Source organism: Qipengyuania marincola, from assembly GCF_029688625.1.
In the GTDB taxonomy this organism is placed as follows: domain Bacteria; phylum Pseudomonadota; class Alphaproteobacteria; order Sphingomonadales; family Sphingomonadaceae; genus Qipengyuania.
In genome coordinates this window covers 433,283-450,374 of record NZ_JARULC010000003.1, presented here as the reverse complement: position 1 = coordinate 450,374, position 17,092 = coordinate 433,283, and the positions used below count along the sequence as shown (strand labels likewise).

Sequence of the window (17,092 nt, the reverse complement as noted above, 5' to 3'; positions counted from 1 at the left end):
TTGCTTAACCGCGCGTCATGGATGCAAAGACTGGAGACATCGAGCTCGGTCGCCTCCCCCTCACCGGCGATTTTCTCGCTGGCAGGTTGCGACGAAATCTTAGTCTCGATGATTTGAACTACATCGAAGAACTCGTCGAGAGCGTGGAAGAGCACGAGGACGGCACGCGCCTGCTCGAACGGGGTGTCAGGACCGATCGCAGTACGATCCTCATCGAAGGTTACATCTTTCGTACTATCGAGACTAAGGACAAGCGTTTCATTACGGGCGTGCATGTCCCGGGCGATTTTGTCGACTTGCATGGATTTGCTTTGAAGCGGCTCGACCATAACGTCGATGCTGCCGGACGCGTGAAAGTCGGCTGCGTCAGCCATGACACGCTTCGCCGGGTCATGCGGGATCGGCCGGGTGTTGCCCGAGCGATGTGGTTCGCCACGCTGCTCGATGCTGCAATCCATCGCAAATGGATCCAGACCCTCGAACAGCTGGACGCGCCTCGGCGCATCGCGCATCTTTATGCAGAGCTGCACACACGTCTCGATCTGATTGGCCGCAGCGTCACCCGCGCTTTGCGTACCCCATTTACCCAGTTCGATATGGCTGACATGTGCGGGGTTAGTGCGATCCATGCCAACCGCGCCGTAGGGAAACTTCGCGAACTTGGAATTGCGGAAATTCGCAGGGGCGACCTGTACACCAGCGATTGGGACGCGTTGAAGGAGTACGCCCAGTTTGATCCGGACTATCTCTATGGTGATGGCCCGCTGAAGGTGAAGGAAGATTGGGACTAACCTTCCAGTCCGTCGGGGCAATTGACGTCTGATAGAGCATCGGCGTCACCCCATTGGACATCTTGTCGCGGTATGACGGACATGGTGCCGTTCGTTTCCAGGACAACCCAATTGGCATCGGAATTAGCTGTGATCCCGGCAGCGCGCAGGGCAGTCTTTATCTCCTCTTCCGAGATCCGCGTTCGCGCCATCGCGTCCCGCAGGTACTCGCCCTTGTGGGTTAGCAAGGTCGGCTCCGCCTTAACGACATCGGCGACATCATCACTCCGCATCACTAGTTTCGTGGTGACGAACTGGCAGGCGGCGAGAACTACGATGGCTGCGATCGCATCGACACTTGCCACGTTGCGTAGCAGAATTCCGCTTGCCGCCAGGCTTCCCACGGCGACGTTGATGATCCAGTCGAAATTGTTGAATTCGCTGGTGGTCCTTTTCCCGACGACCCGGACCATGACGATGATGAGAATGTAGAACAGAAGCGCGTTCGCGGAAATCTCCACGACCCGCTCCCAATTCGACCAGATATTCGGGGTTTCAGTCAACTTCGCTCACCGAATAATCAATTGGTTTGAATGACCCACCATTTGAATCGTAGGCGGAGCACGCGGTCAGACCGATGATCAAATCCATCTCCGCACGCAGCTGAATTTTGTCACCAGCCTTGGATCTGGGCGGCTTCACTGCGAGTAATCCGCTCTGGCCATCCACGGGCACATTCATGAAAATGTTGAACGCGGTGGGAATATCATCGGGACCGATGCCATACGGCTCGAGCGCCTCCGCCAGATTGCCAAAACAGCCGCGATGGACCGGCTTGTCCGGATAGAAATGCTGAAAGGTTTGCTCCGAACACGGCGTCAGCAGAAAATCATGGCATTGCGCGGTATCGTCGGTGATTGTGAGCATGGGGTTGGAGCGGTTCGACCACAGGCGATTACCCCAGCCTAAATGGATGGTCTCTTCATAATCGAAGGTTCGTCCATTGGAGATGACCTCCCGTACGTCATCGGAGTTGTAGGCGACAAGGTCGGAGACTTGCTGACCGTACGGATCGCGAACCGTGAGGGTCGCCCCGCGGCGCATGGTGAAGGCGACGCCGGTGCGTGGTTCGATGCGATTCATTCTCTCTCCAATCTCGGATCGCGGAAAGGGCACTCCCAATCTTCGCCGACCATTCGACCGCTGTACTGCCGCGCCTCGCTGCTTTCGCCGTGACGCGCCAGCATCGGGTTTATGTCGCCGGCCAGCTGTCTGTCGCGCTCCAGGATGGCCTCGCGCATCCGTTCGTATCGACCGCCCGCGCGCAACTGTTCGAACTGGTCGTGCAGGTTGAAAACCATCACGGGATGCGAGAACCGTCGAGCTGGTCTGGAGGCTGCGGAATGAAGGCCGACGACGAAATAGGCCTGTCCTCCGAAGCTCAGCGAGAAGTGCGGATCGTCTGGATCGGCACTGACCGCCGGATCGTATGGCTGGCCGAGCCAATTGTCCTTTTCGGCAAACGACTGCAGTCGCTCCCACAGCAGCTGCTCAAACTCATTCTCGTCGAGGCTCGACGGTTGTGAGAAGATGACAGCCAGGCTCCGTAAGCCTTCCGGATCGTCACGATAGGTTTGCGCCCACCCTATGAGCCGATCATGTATGCGCAGATCGTCCCAGGCGCTTCGCATATCGAAAGCGATCACGATTTCCAGAAGGCCCTTCGCAAGTGCCGACTTCGCACCGACGCAAGGAAAAGAGGCCATAGCGATATGCGCTTTGAACTCTTCCGCAAGGCGACCAGTAAGCCGACTTTCAACAGCGAGCATTCCAGACTTCATGCGGGTGAATCCGCTTTGCCGGAAGCATGAAAGTCTTCATCCTTTATCCGGCCTGCCGTCCAGTTGGCTTGCACCCTGACCTTGGGGTTCGGAGCGCACCAGATTTCGCCCGAGTTATCGAGCGCCGTGACCCAGATGAGGTTGTGTTCCAGCCCGTAGTCGATGACGGCAAACGCAAGGCCGTTCCCTTTGTCGAGTACCGTCACCGGCATAGGCGGATTAAGCTGCGTAAACATATGCCCTCGTGATGACCAAACGGTGGCGGCGCGAGGTGAAGGCGGGCGTCGCCTTACCTGGCGCCAGCGATCACTGATGTTTGGACAGATTCAGGATCGCTTCGGTCATCAACGGGTTATCACCATTGCCGAGCCGGAACTGACATCGGTTAGTCCGACATTCCGAACGCAAATTTGATGCGGGGGCCGGCCATCCTTGAGCGCTGGGGCTCGACACTTTCCGACCTTCCCGCAAACCACGAAGCCCGGGATCTCGTGGCGGGTTATCTCGCCCAGATGTGTCACAGTATCTCTGCTTCGATGGCGACGGAGATAATCGTGCTGGGCGGAGGGGTCATGAAAACACCGGGCCTGCTGGAGAAGGTGGTGGATCGGGCGCAGAATATTTCCCCCGCCGAAAGAACCACAAAATCATGTCTTCCGCGCTTGGAGGCAAGGCTGGCCTGATCGGAACCTTGCTGCTGGCAGAAGCAGCACCTCGAGGCGCACAGAGCTAGCTTTGCACCCACATCATGTCGTTGCCTCAGGCGTCAACGCAGGAAGCCGCTGTTTGGCGGCTTTCGGGAAGCGTCTTCGGTCGATCGAGCGTACGTATTTGGGGCGCAAAGCAGTTACAGATCTCTCGAACTGCGCCTGTCTTCACGCATGGAATTGTCCAAAGAACTTGGAAATTGTCCAAGTTTCAGTGACGTCCCACAAAAAGTGGTGCCGGCTGCAGGAGTCGAACCCGCGGCCCCCTGATTACAAATCAGGTGCTCTACCAGCTGAGCTAAGCCGGCGTATCCTGTTTGCCCTGCCGCTTCGCTGCTTGGGGGCGATGACCCCGAAGACCACGAAGCTGCAAAAGAGCGTCGGAACGTGGCGCGCCACTGCGTCATATCGCGCCGAAAGTCCAGCCTTCCGTGCGCGCGATTTGCGCTGTCATCGCATCGGGGTGCCACCGTCGCTTCTCGCTTGCGACCTTCCGCAACCAGGCCGCGGTGAGCAGCGCGTCGGAGGAGTGATCGTCGATCGGCCCTTTGCCCGACACGGGGGCGCAGCCGAGAGCCGACAACGCCTGGTTCAAGTCCTCGTGGCTGCGCATCTTGGCGCGCGCCGCGCTGCGCCCCGCCTCCATCGCGGCGAGGCTGGTGTAAATCTCGACGATAACCGAGCCTTTGCGCGGCAGCGGGTCGATCGGCCAGACCGGCAGCAGGCCGCGCAAATGGTGCAGCATCCGCATGCCCGTAAGGCTCGACTTGCCGACCTGCGCCGCGCCAACGAGGTTGAAGTTCGAATAGGGTTTGCAGCCCATCGCCGCCTGCGCATGTTCGGTGACGCGAAAGCGTCCGCGGCCATGGACTGCATCGTCGCAACCGAAATGCGCGCCTGTGTCCGCGCCATTGCGGAAGTACGGCGCATACTGGTGATGCCCGACGAAGGACTGCACGCCGAGATGCTCGTCCTTGCGGCAGATATCGTCGATCAGCGCCCATAGCGCCGGTGCATTGGGCAGGGAGACATCGTTCTTCGGGAAATATGCGCCGCAATCGACATGCGGCAAGCCGATGCCGAGATCCAGGCCGACGAGCGTGTTCGGCGGCAGGTCCTCGCGCAGCACGGTGAGCACTTCCTCGCGGCTCCAGCGATGGTCGATAAGTACCGGTGCACCACCGTCTGCCCTGGCCACCGCAAGCGCGATACCCTTGTGCTTGCGGCCCTTCGCGCCCGACCAGTCGATGGCGAGGAAATTATCGAACCTGCGTGTCACGAATGCCTTTCCCGGCGCAGCTTGTCCCAATAGTCGAGGCGCTTCTTGACCTCGCGCTCGAAGCCGCGATCGACTGGCGTGTAGTATTCCTGCGGCTCCATCTCCTCGGGCCAGTAATTATCGCCCGAAAAGCCTTCGTCGGAATTGTGGTCGTAGCTATAGCCCGAACCATAGCCGATTTCCTTCATCAGCTTGGTCGGCGCATTCAGGATATTCTGGGGCGGCATCAAACTGCCGGTTTCCTTCGCGCTTTTGAACGAGGCCTTCTGCGCCTTGTAGACCGCATTCGATTTGGGCGCGGTGGCAAGATAGGCGCAGGCCTGCACCAGCGCGAGCTCACCTTCCGGACTGCCGAGGAACTCGTAAGCATCTTTCGCCGCCATGCACTGCAACAGCGCCTGCGGGTCGGCCATGCCGATGTCCTCCACCGCCATGCGGATCAGGCGGCGGGCGAGGAAGCGCGGTTCTTCCCCAGCGGTCAGCATGCGCGCGAGGTAATAGAGGCTTGCCTGCACATCGCTGCCGCGCACCGCCTTGTGGAGTGCGGAAATGAGGTTGTAATGCCCCTCGCGATCCTTGTCGTAGACCGCCACGCGGCGCTGCAGGAACTGGCCCAGTGCGGCGGGATCGAGCGGCGCTTCGATTTTCGCATTATAGAGCGTCTCGGCCTGGTTGAGCAGGAAGCGCCCGTCGCCATCCGCGCTCGCAACTAGCGCGCCGCGCGCCTCGGGGGTTAGGGGCAGGGGCCCCTCCAATTCTTCCGCCTTGTCGAGCAGCGCGCCAAGCGCTTCGTGGTCGAGCCGCTGCAGGATCAGCACCTGCGCGCGGCTGAGCAGCGCGGCATTGAGCGCGAAGCTCGGGTTCTCGGTTGTCGCGCCGACCAGCGTCACCGTGCCGCGTTCCACGAAGGGCAAGAAGCCATCCTGCTGCGCGCGATTGAAGCGGTGAATCTCGTCGACGAACAACAGCGTCTTCTGCCCCGCCTCGGCAGCCTTATCGGCAGCGGCGAAGGCCTTCTTGAGGTCGGCCACGCCGCTGAACACCGCGCTGACGCTTTCGAAACGCATGCCGACGCTATCGGCGAGCAGCCGCGCGATGGTGGTCTTCCCGGTGCCGGGCGGGCCCCACAGGATCATGCTGGACAGGCGGCCGGCAGCGACCATGCGGCCGATCGCGCCCTCGGGGCCGGTCAAATGGTCCTGGCCGACGACCTCGGCAAGGGAGCGCGGGCGCAGGCGATCGGCCAACGGCGCGTCTTCGCGGGGCGCGGCATCGGCAGGCTTGGCGGGCAGGCTATCGGGAAACAGGTCGGCCATTGGTCGGCTGACATAGTGCGTCGGTCGAGCTTTTGCACCGCCCGCTTGTCAGCGTGAATGAAAGATATATCTTAGACCTATCGTAAAGGAGAAAAGATATGGCTTGTGGTCATGACCGTGACAGCGACCGGGGCGAACCCCTCGAAGGCAATATTCCCGACCACCCCGAGGGCGAGGACTTCGATGTCGATGTCGATATAGAGGTCGATGTCGACCCCGATCGCGACGGATCGTTCAGCAGAACCTACAGCGCTTCCGGCTTCTTCGGGCCCGAGGGCGTGTTCGGCCCGAAAGGCCCCTTCGGCCCCGACGGTCCTTTCGGGCCTGGCGGCCCTTTCGGCCCCAATGGTCCCTTCGGTACAGGCTCCAGTCGGGGCGGCAAGAAGCACCGTTCCCGGCGCCGGCGCATGTTCGCCTCCGGCGAGCTGCGTCTCCTGCTGCTCCATCTGATTGCCGAGGAACCGCGCCACGGATACGAGTTGATCAAGGCGATCGAGGATATGACCGGCGGCAATTATTCGCCCAGCCCGGGCACAGTTTATCCCACGCTCTCCTTGCTGGAAGACGAGGGACTGATCCGCGAAGTCGACGGCGACGAGCCGCGCAAGGCCTATCGTGCCACCGAGAAGGGACGCGGCGAATTGGCAGACCGCAAGGACGAGGTCGATAACCTGCGCGAGCGGATCGAGGGCCAGCGCAAGCGCCGCGCCAAATCGGGCAAGGCCTTTGCGACGCCGGAGATGTTCCGCGCCGTGGGCAACCTCGCAACCGTGCTCAAGAACCGCGCCAAATCCGGCAAGCTGGACGAGGCGACCATGCGCGAGATCGTCGATCTGGTGGATGATCTCGCCAAGAAGATCGAACGCCTCTGACGCCGCGCTCGCTTGCCTCTCGGCCGATCCTCGCTAGGCTGGCTGGCGAGGGTCGGAACGAGGGGAGGACATTTATGGCCGAGACCATCAAGACGCCATGGCACCTGTGGCTTGTGGGCATCGTATCGCTGCTGTGGAACGCGATCGGAGCTTACGACTACACGATGACCAATCTGCGCGATCAGGCCTATCTCGATTCGATGGGCTATCCGGCAGAAGGTATCGCCTATCTCGAGGCGTTTCCGATCTGGGCGCACAGCGGCTGGGCCCTGGGCGTTTGGGGCGCGATCATTGGTTCGGTCCTGCTCTTGCTGCGCAACCGTTTCGCCATCCTTGCCTTCGGTCTGTCGCTCATCGGCCTTGCGCTGACTTCGCTTTATGAGGCGATGGCCGACATTCCGCCCGAACTCGCGGCGATTCAGCCGGCCTGGTTCCCGATCGTCTTGTGGAGCATCGCGGTGTTCCTGCTGATTTATGCAATCAGCATGCGGCAAAAGGGCGTGCTTCGCTGACCTAGGCCGCGCGCTGGCCAATCAGGCGCAGATAGGTGTCGAGCACCGCCTGATTGATGGCATCCCATGTGTAGTTGCGGGCGGCGCGCTCACCCGCCGCGCCGTGGCGCGCCCGCAGGTCCGGATTGGTGCAATAGGGCGCCAGCGCCTCGGCGAATTCGCGCGGCCTCCCCGCCTCGACCAGCCGGCCTGTTTCCCAGTCCGCGACGAGGCTCGCGCTCCCGGTCGCGCCTGCAGCCACCACCGGCAGTCCGCATGCCATCGCTTCCAGCGTCACATTGCCGAAAGTTTCGGTGACCGACGGATTGAGGAAAATGTCTCCGCTCGCCAGCGCGCGGCCAAGGTCTGCGCCGCCCTGGAAGCCGACGAAAATCCCCCCGGGCAATGTCTTCTCGAACCAGCCGCGCGCGGGCCCGTCGCCGATCACCAGCACCTTGTGCGGCACCTGTTCCTTGCGCAGTTGGACGATCGTGTCGGCGAAAGTGTCGAGTCCCTTTTCCATGACCAGCCGGCCCAAGAAGACAATCGCCACATCGTCGTCGGCCAGCCCTTGGGCGCGGCGCCATTCCATGTCGCGCTTGGAAGGATCGAAAATCGTGCGGTCCACCCCGCGCGACCATATCGAGATGTCGCGGTGCATGCGTTGTTCGTGCAGCGTGTCGACCATGCTCTGCGACGGTGTGACCAGCGCATCGCACTTGCGATAGAGGCGCCGCAGCCACGCCTCGACCGCGGGCTCGAGAAAGCCGAGCTTGTAGTAGCGGGGGTACGTCTCGAACCGCGTGTGCACCGAGGCGAGCACCGGGATATCGCGCTCGCGCGCCCAGTCGACCGCCGCCCGCGCGCTGAAATCGGGCGAGGCGATGTGGACCATGTTCGGTGCGAATTGTTCGAGGTCCGCCTTGACCGCATCGTTGAGGCCCAGCGGCACCCGATATTCGGACCGGCCGGGGATCGGCACCGACGGCAGGCTCACGAGATCGCCCTGCGGTGCGAAGGCGGGCGTGTCGATCGTGGGGGAATAGACGCGCAAGGTGACCCCCTGCCGCATCAGGAATTCCGCCAGGCGGTTCAGCGCCCTGTTCGCGCCGTCCACGGTCATGTTGTAATTGCCGCTGAACAGGGCAATGCGCAGGTCGGAAGCGTCCATTACGGCGGGCCATAGGGCGCAGGACCGATTTGCGCCAGCCTGCGTTGAACCCAGCGAACCCTCGACCGGTCGATGCATTCCTATTTCGCATTGACTCCCACGGACGCAACTTTATTGCCGCCAGCGGGCCACGCGGTCCCAACGCCGCGCGTGCTCTCTGCAAGGAGAGAATACATGACTGCCGAACCGACGCTCAAGCCTGAGCGCCCATTCTTCTCGTCCGGACCGACTGCCAAGCACAAAGGCTGGTCCGCTTCCAAGCTCAAAACCGAATCGCTCGGCCGCTCGCATCGCAGCGCCCTCGGCAAGTCGCGGCTGAAATACGCCATCGACCTGTCGAAGGAGATGCTCGGCGTGCCCGCGGATTACCTGGTCGGCATCATGCCTGCATCGGATACGGGCGCGCTCGAATGCGCGATGTGGACGATGCTGCGCCCCGATCGCCCGGCCACGGTCGCGGCGTGGGAAAGTTTCGGCAACGTCTGGATCCAGGATGCGGTCAAGCAGCTCAAGCTGCCGAAGCTGACTACGCTCGACGCTGACTACGGCGAAATCCCCGACCTTGCGTCCATTCCGCAGAATAACGACGTCGTCTTCACCTGGAACGGTACGACCTCGGGCGCGAAGATCCCGAACACCGACTGGCTTGCCCCGGGCCGCGAAGGCGTGACCATCAACGATGCCACCAGCGCCGTTTTCGCGATGGAGATGGACTGGGCGAAGCTCGATGCCACAACCTACAGCTGGCAGAAGGTAATGGGCAGCGAAGCCCAGCACGGCATGCTGATCCTCAGCCCCAAGGCGGTCGAGCGGATCGAGAGCTATGATCCCGAATGGCCCCTGCCCAAGCTCTTCCGCCTGAAGAAAGGCGGCAAGATCAACACCGGCATCTTCGAAGGCGCGACGATCAACACGCCCTCCATGCTGGCGACCGAAGACTACATCGATGCGCTCGAATGGGCGCAGGCAATGGGTGGCCGCAAGGCGATGTTCGAACGCGCCGATGCCAATGCGAAGATCGTGCTCGACTGGATCGAGGGGACCCCCTGGCTGCGCAACATGGTTGCCGACCCTGCAAAGCGGACGAACACCGGCGTGTGCTTCGTCTTCCAGGGCGAGTGGTACGATGGCCTGTCCGACGAGGACAAGGCAGGTGTCCCGAAGAAGATTGTCAAGCTGCTCGAGGAGCGCGACGTTGGATACGACTTCAATGGCTATCGCGACGCTCCGCCCAGCCTTCGTATCTGGTGCGGTGGCACGGTCGAGCAGGAAGATCTGAAGCGTCTCCTGCCGTGGATCGAGTGGGCTTACGAGACCGTCAAAAACGGCTGACACGCCACGCAAATCCCAATTCCCGTTCGTGCTGAGCTTGTCGAAGCATCGCATTTTTCTTCAAGCGCAGAGCGAAAAGTGAAGGACGGCCCTTCGACAGGCTCAGGGCGAACGGAATTCAGAATTTCGGAGTAATCCAATGACCAAACCCCCAAAGAAGCCCCGGGTCCTCATCAGCGACAAGATGGACCCGAACGCCGCGAAGATTTTCGAAGAGCGCGGCTGCGACGTCGATGTCATCACCGGCGAGACGCTCGAAGACCTGAAAGCCCGCATCGGCGAATACGATGGCCTCGCCATCCGCTCCTCGACCAAGGTGACGCCCGAAATCCTCGACGCGGCAACCAACCTCAAGGTCATCGGGCGTGCAGGGATCGGGGTCGACAATGTCGATATCCCCTATGCCAGCTCCAAGGGCGTCGTGGTGATGAACACGCCCTTCGGCAATTCGATCACCACTGCCGAACACGCGGTCGCGATGATGTTCGCGCTTGCGCGTCAGATTCCGCAGGCCAATGCGCGCACACAGGCCGGGGAATGGCCCAAAAACGACTTCATGGGTGTCGAGCTGACCGGCAAGACGCTCGGCCTGATCGGCGCAGGCAACATCGGCTCCATCGTCGCCGCCCGCGCGCAAGGCCTGCGCATGAAAGTGATTGCCTTCGATCCCTTCCTGACCGAGGAACGTGCGGTCGAAATCGGGGTGGAGAAGGTCGATCTCGACACGCTGCTGGGGCGTGCTGACTTCATTACGCTGCACACCCCGCTGACCGACGAAACGCGCAACATTCTCTCGGCCGAGAATATCGCCAAGACGAAGCAGGGCGTGCGTATCGTCAACTGCGCGCGCGGCGGGCTGATCGACGAGGCGGCACTGGCCGAAGCGCTCGACAGCGGGCAGGTCGCGGGCGCTGCGCTCGACGTATTCCAGACCGAACCGGCCAAGGAGTCGCCGCTGTTCGGCAAGCCCAATTTCATCTGCACGCCGCATCTTGGTGCGTCGACCACCGAAGCGCAGGTCAATGTGGCCCTGCAGGTGGCTGAGCAGATGGCCGACTACCTCGTCAACGGCGGTGTCACCAATGCGCTCAACATGCCGAGCCTCAGCGCCGAGGAAGCCCCGAAGCTCAAGCCCTACATGGGCCTCGCCGAAAATCTCGGCAGCCTCGTCGGCCAGCTCGCGCATGGCAATCTCACCAAGATCAGCATCGAGCGCGAAGGCGCAGCCGCCGAATTGTCGGGCAAGCCGATCGAGGGCGCTGTCCTCGCCGGGCTGATGCGCCAGTATTCGGACACGGTGAACATGGTGAACGCGCCCTATCTGGCGAAGGAGCGCGGCCTCGATATCCGCTCGATCCGGCATGAGAAGGAAGGTGCCTACAACACGCTGATCCGCGTGACGGTCGGGACGGAGCAGGGCGACCGCTCCGTCGCGGGCACGCTGTTCGGGGCCGATGCGCCGCGCCTCGTCGAGATGTTCGGTGTGCGGATCGAAGCCGAGCTGAATGGCCACATGCTCTACATCGTCAACGAGGATGCGCCGGGCTTCATCGGTCGGATCGGGTCGTTGCTGGGCGAGAACGGCATCAATATCGGCACCTTCAACCTCGGCCGCCGCGGGACCGGGGGCGAGGCGCTGCTGCTGTTGAGCGTCGATCAGCCGATCCCGCAAAGCGTCGTCGACAAGGCCTGCGCGCTCGAAGGCGTGAAGACCGTGATGCCTCTGGCGTTCTGATCGAGATTGGGGCAGGGGGCCGCCGCGATGACCAGTCAAGACGACCTCCTGCCTGTCGGCCTCGAAGATGCGCTGCCCGTCCGCGCGCGGGCGATGACCGATGCGATGCGCGCCGTGCTCGATACGATGGACGGCCACGGCTATGACCGGGTGCGCCCGCCTCTGGTGGAGTTCGAACGATCCCTGGCAGGCCGCATGGAAGGCGTGGCGACCCGTCGGATGGTGCGGTTCACCGATCCGGACAGCCTCCGCACGCTGGCCCTGCGCAGCGACATGACGGTCCAGGTCGGCAGGATCGCGGCAACAAGTCTTGCCGAGGCTCCGCGTCCGTTGCGCCTGTGCTATGGGGGCGACGTCGCTTTTCTGAAGGCGGACCAGCTCGATCCGGCGCGCCAGCGGCTGCAACTTGGGGCCGAGCTGATCGGTAGCGACAGCGTCGCGGCGGCAAGCGAAATCGTGCGTATCGCCATCGATGCGCTAACGGCGGCGGGGGTGGCGAATATCTCGCTTGATTTCACCCTGCCGGACCTTGTCGATACGCTGGCCGAAAATGCGCTGCCGCTGGATCCCGACATGCGAGAGGCAGTGCGGCGCGAGCTCGATACCAAGGATGCGGGCGGTCTCGCGGCGGCAGGCGGCAGGGATTACCTCCCGCTGCTCTATGCAACCGGCCAGTTCGACGAAGCGGTCGGGAAACTGGCTGCGATCGATGCCGGAGGCGCCCTTGCGAGCCGGATTGCGGGCCTGCGCGAGATTGCCGCTTCGGTCGGCGATCGCGCTCGCCTGACACTGGACCCGACCGAACGCCACGGGTTTGAATATCAGAGCTGGTTCGGCTTCACCCTCTATGGCGAGGGCGCGCGCGGCGCGCTCGGCCGCGGCGGGACCTATACGATCAAAGGCAGCGACGAGGCCGCGACCGGCTTTTCACTCTATGTCGCCCCGCTGCTCGATGCGTTGGGCAATGGCGAAGCGCAGGTTCGCAAGACGTTATTCCTGCCATTGGGCCACGAGGGCGATACGGCCGCACGCCTGCGCGCGATTGGCTGGCGGACGATAGCCGCCATTTCGGGCGAGGAAGATCCGCATGCTCTGGGGTGCACGCATATGCTCGACGGTGACGAGGCGCGCGCGCTCTAGCCTGCGTCCGCACTCCACTGCGGGTGCTTTTCCATTATCGCTGCGAACAGCTCGGACGTCACCAGCGTCTCGAGCCATCTGCCGAGGCGCGGCAGGCCCGCCTCGTCGAATGCGTCGCGATCATGGTTGGCGAACTGCCGGACGAAGGGGAAGATCGCGATGTCCGCGAAACCTCGCCTGTCACCGCAAAGACAGGCAGAATCCCCCAGCCGTTCTTCCAGCTGTTCCAGAATGTTCAGGGCCTCGCGCCGATGCATGCCGGGGTCCACATCGTCGTACCGGGTATGATATTTGTAGCGGTCGAGATGGTGCTTGAACGGGCCATCGATCGCAGATAGCAAACCGGCGTCCTGGCGGTCGAGCCAGCCTTCTGGATCGCTGCGCGCAAGGACCCAGTGCATGATATCGAGGCTTTCCTCCAGCACCTCGCTCTCATCGGTCAGAAAGACCGGGACCGTCCCTTTTGGCGACACCTCCAGCATGGCCTCCGGCTTGTCCCGCAAGACAACCTCGCGATGCTCGTATTGCGCGCCACTCACGTGCAGGGCCATGCGCGCCCGCATGGCGTAGGGGCAGCGGCGAAAGCTGTAGAGGATCGCGTCAGCCATCTTTCCCCGCATCTTCACGCCGCCCGACATGGTCCTCGCCCCGGCTGGCTGCGAGGCGCTCCTGCCGCTGGCGTTCGGCATAGCGCGCGCGCTGCTCGTCGCTGCGCTCATCGAAGCAGCGCGGGCAGCTTACGCCTTCTTCGTAACGGGCGTCGGCCTGGTCGGGCGGGCTAAGCGGGCGACGACAAGCGCGGCACAGCGCATGGGTTCCCTGCACGAGGCCATGGCCGACGCTGACGCGTTCATCGAAGACGAAACACTCGCCTTGCCACAGGCTGTCATCGGCGGGCACTTCCTCGAGATATTTCAGGATGCCGCCCTTGAGATGGAACACCTCCTCCACACCCTCGGCGCGGGCGAAGGCGGTCGACTTTTCGCAGCGGATCCCGCCGGTACAGAACATGGCGATCTTCGGCGTACGACCCTCGGCTTCAAGTTCGGCGCGCTTTGCGCGAAACCAGTCGGGAAATTCCCGAAACGATTTCGTCCGCGGATCGATCGCGCCGGCGAAACTGCCAATCTGCACTTCGTAATCGTTGCGCGTGTCGATGACGATCGTGTCCGGATCGGAAATCAGCGCGTTCCAGTCCTGCGGATCGACGTAAGTGCCCACGCCCTCGAGGGGATCGAGGTCGGGCTGGCCCATGGTAACGATCTCCTTCTTCAGCCGGACCTTCATCCGGTTGAAGGGCATCGCATCAGCTTGCGAGAACTTCGCTTCCAGGCTCGCGCAACCGGGGAGTTGCCGGATGAGTTCAAGCACCGCGGCGACGCCATCGGGCGGCCCGGCGATGGTCCCGTTGATACCCTCGCGCGCCAGCAGAAGAGTGCCGCGAATGCCCTGCGCCTCGCACAGGGCGAGGAGCTCCGGGCGGATCGCGGCGGGATCCTCGAGGCGCGTGAAATGGTAGAGCGCGGCAATGCGGACGGGATGCGACATGGTGGCGCGCCGATAGCATTCCGGCGGCCTATGCGCATCCCCTCCGTTTCCGGGGGTCAGTCGTTGAAGTTGCCCGGCTCCGGCCCCATCCGGCCATCGGGATCGTCCAGCGCATCCAGTTTCGTCATCTGATCGTCCGACAAGGCGAAGTCGAGCGCGGTAAAATTCGCCTTGATGTGGTCGGGATTGGTCGATTTCGGGATCGGGCAAAGCCCGTGCTGGATATGCCAGCGTAGCACCACGGCGCTTGGATCCTTCCCGGTCTCGTCAGCTACCGCCTTCACCGCGTCGCTGTCCATGCCGCCACCCTGGCCGAGCGGGGACCAGCTCTGCGTCACGATGCCCATCTCTTCATGTACCTTGCGCATGGCGCGCTGCTGGAAACTGGGATGCAGTTCGATCTGGTTGAGCGCGGGGACGACCCCGGTTTCATCGACGATGCGTTTCAGATCTTCCTCGCGGAAGTTCGACACGCCGATGCTTTTCGCCTTGCCCTGGTCGCGCAGCTCGATCAGCGCCTTCCACGTTTCGACGTAAAGCCCCTTGTCCGGGCAGGGCCAGTGGATGAGCAACATGTCGACATGTTCGCGGCCAAGCCGGTCGAGGCATTTGTCTGCCGCCTTGAGCGTGCGGTCGTAGCCCTGGCTTTCGTTCCAGATCTTGGTCTGGAGGAAGATGTCCGACCAGTCGCCGATGCCCTTACCAACGCCGCGTTCGTTCTGGTAGATCGCCGCCGTGTCGATCAGCCAGTAGCCGGTTTCGATGGCGGTCTTCACCGCTTGCGGCGCATCCTCCTCGTCGATCTGGTATGTGCCAAAACCCAGTTGGGGAATTTGGCGATCGTCATTGAGGGTGAGGGTGGGATAATCGGTCATAGGGTCTCCTTTGTCTTAACAATGGAGAACTGGCCGCAAGTTTCCGGGCAAATGCCTTGCTCCACCTTTCTCTAGCGCCTAACGCCCGGCGCGTTTGTGCAGCATTGCAGGAAAGCTTACCCAACATGGCCAACGTAACCGTGATCGGTGCCCAGTGGGGCGATGAAGGCAAGGGCAAGATCGTAGACTGGCTGGCCAGCCGCGCCGATGCCGTCGTGCGCTTCCAGGGCGGGCACAATGCCGGACACACGCTGGTGATCGATGGCACGACCTACAAGCTCTCCCTGCTGCCCAGCGGCATCGTCTCGGGCACGCTCAGCGTGATCGGCAATGGCGTGGTGCTGGACCCATGGGCGCTTAAGGACGAGGTCGAGAAGCTGGAGGGGCAGGGCGTCACGATTACCGACGACAATCTCGCCATTGCCGACAATTGCCCGCTGATCCTGCCGATCCACCGCGACCTCGACGGCCTGCGTGAAGCAGCCGCCGGTTCCGGCAAGATCGGCACGACCGGGCGCGGTATCGGCCCCGCCTATGAAGACAAGGTGGGCCGCCGCGCGATCCGCGTGTGCGATCTCGCCTATCTCGACGATCTGGGGCCGCAGCTCGATCGGCTCTGCGCGCACCATGATGCGTTGCGTGCCGGCTTCGACCAGCCGCCGGTTGACCGCGAGGCACTGCTCGCCGACTTGCGCGAGATTGCGCCCTTCGTGCTCGGCTATGCGCAGCCGGTGTGGAAGCGCCTGAAGAAGGTGCGCAAGGCGGGCGCGAAAATCCTGTTCGAAGGCGCGCAGGGCGTGCTCCTCGACATCGATCACGGCACCTATCCCTTCGTCACCAGCTCCAACACCGTCAGCGGCACCGCAGCTGCTGGCAGCGGTCTCGGCCCCAATGCGACCGGCTATGTGCTCGGCATAGTCAAGGCCTACACCACGCGTGTCGGTAGCGGCCCGTTCCCGACCGAGCTGGACGACGAGATCGGCAAGGGGCTGGGCGAGCGCGGCCATGAATTCGGCACTGTCACCGGTCGCCAGCGCCGCGTCGGCTGGTTCGACGCGGTAATTGTGCGCCAGAGCTGCGCGATCAGCGGTGTGACCGGCATCGCGCTCACCAAGATCGACGTGCTGGACGGGCTGGAGGAGGTGAAGATCTGTACCGGTTACCGGCTCCGCAACAACGTTTACGATTACTTCCCGAGCCATGCAGCCGACCAGGTGGCGGTCGAGCCGATATACGAAACCATGGACGGCTGGAGCGAAAGCACCGCCGGCGCGCGCAGCTTTGCCGATTTGCCGGCCAACGCGGTCAAATATATCCAGCGGATCCAGGAGCTGATCGAAACGCCCGTAGCCCTGGTTTCGACCAGTCCCGAGCGCGACGATACGATCCTTATGCGCGACCCGTTCATGGACTGATCAATGGACTGATCGGGACGGCAGTGGCATCATGACGTCATGCGCGGTTTCCTGACCTTCCTGCTCATCGCGATAACCGCCGCGCTGGCGCCCGCCTCTGCTCAGCAGGCGCGGCAGGGGGAGGTTGCGGACTTCATCCTGATCGACAAGTCGGACCGCATGCTGTGGGTCTATCAGGGTGCGAATGTCATTCGTACCTATCGCGGGCTGCAGTTCGGCGATCAGCCACTCGGGCACAAGCAGTTCGAGGGCGATGAGCGCACGCCGGAGGGGCGCTACACCATCGCCTATGGCAATCCCCAGTCGAGCTATTTCCTGTCGCTGTTCATCGATTATCCGAACGCCGCGGACCGTGCCTATGCCGAGGCACGCGGGCGTTCGCCGGGCGGGCTGATCTTCATTCACGGCCAACCCAACGGGCTCCCCGATGACCAGCGTATCGCCGGAGACTGGACCGACGGCTGCATCGCGCTGAGCAATTCTGAAATCGCCGAACTGTGGAGCCTCGTGCCCGATGGAACGCCGATCGAAATCCGACCCTGAGTCTTGACCTGATCCATATTTGTTCTCATCCTGTTCGCAAGACAGAACAGGAGCGCG

19 protein-coding genes and 1 tRNA gene are annotated in these 17,092 nt (G+C 62.6%); 9 read left to right on the top strand and 11 right to left on the bottom strand.

The window, feature by feature from the left end:
* The first annotated feature begins 17 nt into the window (after window positions 1-17).
* Window positions 18-791, top strand: a complete 774-nt coding sequence (locus P8Q88_RS12155; protein WP_278324098.1) for a Crp/Fnr family transcriptional regulator — start codon at window positions 18-20, stop codon at window positions 789-791.
* On the opposite strand, the gene P8Q88_RS12150 is transcribed toward P8Q88_RS12155, so the two are convergent.
* From P8Q88_RS12150 to P8Q88_RS12135, 4 genes are read right to left on the bottom strand one after another with little or no spacing between them, the layout of a single operon-like run.
* Window positions 788-1,333 carry a DUF421 domain-containing protein gene (locus P8Q88_RS12150; RefSeq protein WP_278324097.1) on the bottom strand — a complete coding sequence of 182 codons (546 nt, stop codon included), beginning with the start codon at window positions 1,331-1,333 and terminating at the stop codon, window positions 788-790. The two genes, P8Q88_RS12155 and P8Q88_RS12150, sit on opposite strands and share 4 nt — an antisense overlap.
* Window positions 1,326-1,913: a DUF1989 domain-containing protein gene (locus tag P8Q88_RS12145; protein WP_278324096.1), complete on the bottom strand. Its 588-nt coding sequence runs from the start codon at window positions 1,911-1,913 to the stop codon at window positions 1,326-1,328. The genes P8Q88_RS12150 and P8Q88_RS12145 overlap by 8 nt, the downstream gene beginning before the upstream one ends.
* On the bottom strand, window positions 1,910-2,599 hold the full coding sequence (gene gntA / locus P8Q88_RS12140) for a guanitoxin biosynthesis heme-dependent pre-guanitoxin N-hydroxylase GntA (protein ID WP_278324095.1): 690 nt from the start codon (window positions 2,597-2,599) through the stop codon (window positions 1,910-1,912). Before gntA ends, P8Q88_RS12145 begins: the two co-directional genes overlap by 4 nt.
* An 8-nt stretch (window positions 2,600-2,607) precedes the next feature.
* Window positions 2,608-2,847, bottom strand: a complete 240-nt coding sequence (locus tag P8Q88_RS12135) for a hypothetical protein (protein ID WP_278324094.1) — start codon at window positions 2,845-2,847, stop codon at window positions 2,608-2,610.
* A gap of 177 nt (window positions 2,848-3,024) precedes the next feature.
* Here P8Q88_RS12135 and P8Q88_RS15085 point away from each other — a divergent pair, with 177 nt between their 5' ends.
* Window positions 3,025-3,294, top strand: coding sequence for an ROK family protein (locus tag P8Q88_RS15085; protein WP_446532560.1), 270 nt, complete (start codon window positions 3,025-3,027; stop codon window positions 3,292-3,294).
* 256 nt (window positions 3,295-3,550) lie between these two features.
* On the opposite strand, the gene P8Q88_RS12130 is transcribed toward P8Q88_RS15085, so the two are convergent.
* From P8Q88_RS12130 to P8Q88_RS12120, 3 genes are all read right to left on the bottom strand, one after another.
* Window positions 3,551-3,626, bottom strand: a tRNA-Thr gene (locus P8Q88_RS12130).
* A 95-nt stretch (window positions 3,627-3,721) separates the two neighbouring features.
* Window positions 3,722-4,597 carry a hypothetical protein gene (locus tag P8Q88_RS12125; protein WP_278324093.1) on the bottom strand — a complete coding sequence of 292 codons (876 nt, stop codon included), beginning with the start codon at window positions 4,595-4,597 and terminating at the stop codon, window positions 3,722-3,724.
* Complete coding sequence (locus P8Q88_RS12120) at window positions 4,594-5,913, bottom strand: replication-associated recombination protein A (RefSeq protein WP_278324092.1); 1,320 nt, start codon at window positions 5,911-5,913, stop codon at window positions 4,594-4,596. Before P8Q88_RS12120 ends, P8Q88_RS12125 begins: the two co-directional genes overlap by 4 nt.
* Before the next feature lie 98 nt (window positions 5,914-6,011).
* Here P8Q88_RS12120 and P8Q88_RS12115 point away from each other — a divergent pair, with 98 nt between their 5' ends.
* Window positions 6,012-6,785, top strand: a complete 774-nt coding sequence (locus tag P8Q88_RS12115; protein ID WP_278324091.1) for a PadR family transcriptional regulator — start codon at window positions 6,012-6,014, stop codon at window positions 6,783-6,785.
* Window positions 6,786-6,859: 74 nt separating this feature from the next.
* Complete coding sequence (locus P8Q88_RS12110; RefSeq protein WP_278324090.1) at window positions 6,860-7,297, top strand: hypothetical protein; 438 nt, start codon at window positions 6,860-6,862, stop codon at window positions 7,295-7,297.
* A gap of 1 nt (window position 7,298) precedes the next feature.
* Here P8Q88_RS12110 and P8Q88_RS12105 read toward each other — a convergent pair whose 3' ends face one another.
* Window positions 7,299-8,447: a glycosyltransferase family 4 protein gene (locus P8Q88_RS12105; protein WP_278324089.1), complete on the bottom strand. Its 1,149-nt coding sequence runs from the start codon at window positions 8,445-8,447 to the stop codon at window positions 7,299-7,301.
* 174 nt (window positions 8,448-8,621) lie between these two features.
* Between P8Q88_RS12105 and P8Q88_RS12100 the strand changes: the two genes are divergently transcribed.
* From P8Q88_RS12100 to P8Q88_RS12090, 3 genes are all read left to right on the top strand, one after another.
* A complete protein-coding gene (locus P8Q88_RS12100; RefSeq protein WP_278324088.1) occupies window positions 8,622-9,779 on the top strand; it encodes a phosphoserine transaminase in 1,158 nt (385 codons plus the stop codon).
* A 139-nt stretch (window positions 9,780-9,918) separates the two neighbouring features.
* Window positions 9,919-11,514, top strand: coding sequence for a phosphoglycerate dehydrogenase (serA, locus tag P8Q88_RS12095; protein WP_278324087.1), 1,596 nt, complete (start codon window positions 9,919-9,921; stop codon window positions 11,512-11,514).
* 27 nt (window positions 11,515-11,541) lie between these two features.
* Window positions 11,542-12,654: an ATP phosphoribosyltransferase regulatory subunit gene (locus tag P8Q88_RS12090; protein ID WP_278324086.1), complete on the top strand. Its 1,113-nt coding sequence runs from the start codon at window positions 11,542-11,544 to the stop codon at window positions 12,652-12,654.
* Here the strand turns inward: P8Q88_RS12090 and P8Q88_RS12085 are convergent.
* Genes P8Q88_RS12085 through P8Q88_RS12075 form a run of 3 tightly spaced genes read right to left on the bottom strand, consistent with a single transcriptional unit; the run spans window position 12,651 to window position 15,077 of the window.
* Complete coding sequence (locus tag P8Q88_RS12085) at window positions 12,651-13,262, bottom strand: glutathione S-transferase (RefSeq protein ID WP_278324085.1); 612 nt, start codon at window positions 13,260-13,262, stop codon at window positions 12,651-12,653. The genes P8Q88_RS12090 and P8Q88_RS12085 overlap by 4 nt on opposite strands.
* Window positions 13,255-14,202 carry an oxygen-dependent tRNA uridine(34) hydroxylase TrhO gene (gene trhO, locus P8Q88_RS12080; protein WP_278324084.1) on the bottom strand — a complete coding sequence of 316 codons (948 nt, stop codon included), beginning with the start codon at window positions 14,200-14,202 and terminating at the stop codon, window positions 13,255-13,257. Before trhO ends, P8Q88_RS12085 begins: the two co-directional genes overlap by 8 nt.
* A 56-nt stretch (window positions 14,203-14,258) precedes the next feature.
* A complete protein-coding gene (locus P8Q88_RS12075; protein WP_278324083.1) occupies window positions 14,259-15,077 on the bottom strand; it encodes an aldo/keto reductase in 819 nt (272 codons plus the stop codon).
* Window positions 15,078-15,202: 125 nt separating this feature from the next.
* On the opposite strand from P8Q88_RS12075, the gene P8Q88_RS12070 reads away from it, so the two are divergent.
* Window positions 15,203-16,492, top strand: a complete 1,290-nt coding sequence (locus P8Q88_RS12070) for an adenylosuccinate synthase (RefSeq protein WP_278324082.1) — start codon at window positions 15,203-15,205, stop codon at window positions 16,490-16,492.
* Window positions 16,493-16,531: 39 nt separating this feature from the next.
* Window positions 16,532-17,035: a L,D-transpeptidase family protein gene (locus tag P8Q88_RS12065; RefSeq protein WP_278324081.1), complete on the top strand. Its 504-nt coding sequence runs from the start codon at window positions 16,532-16,534 to the stop codon at window positions 17,033-17,035.
* Window positions 17,036-17,092: the final 57 nt, after the last annotated feature.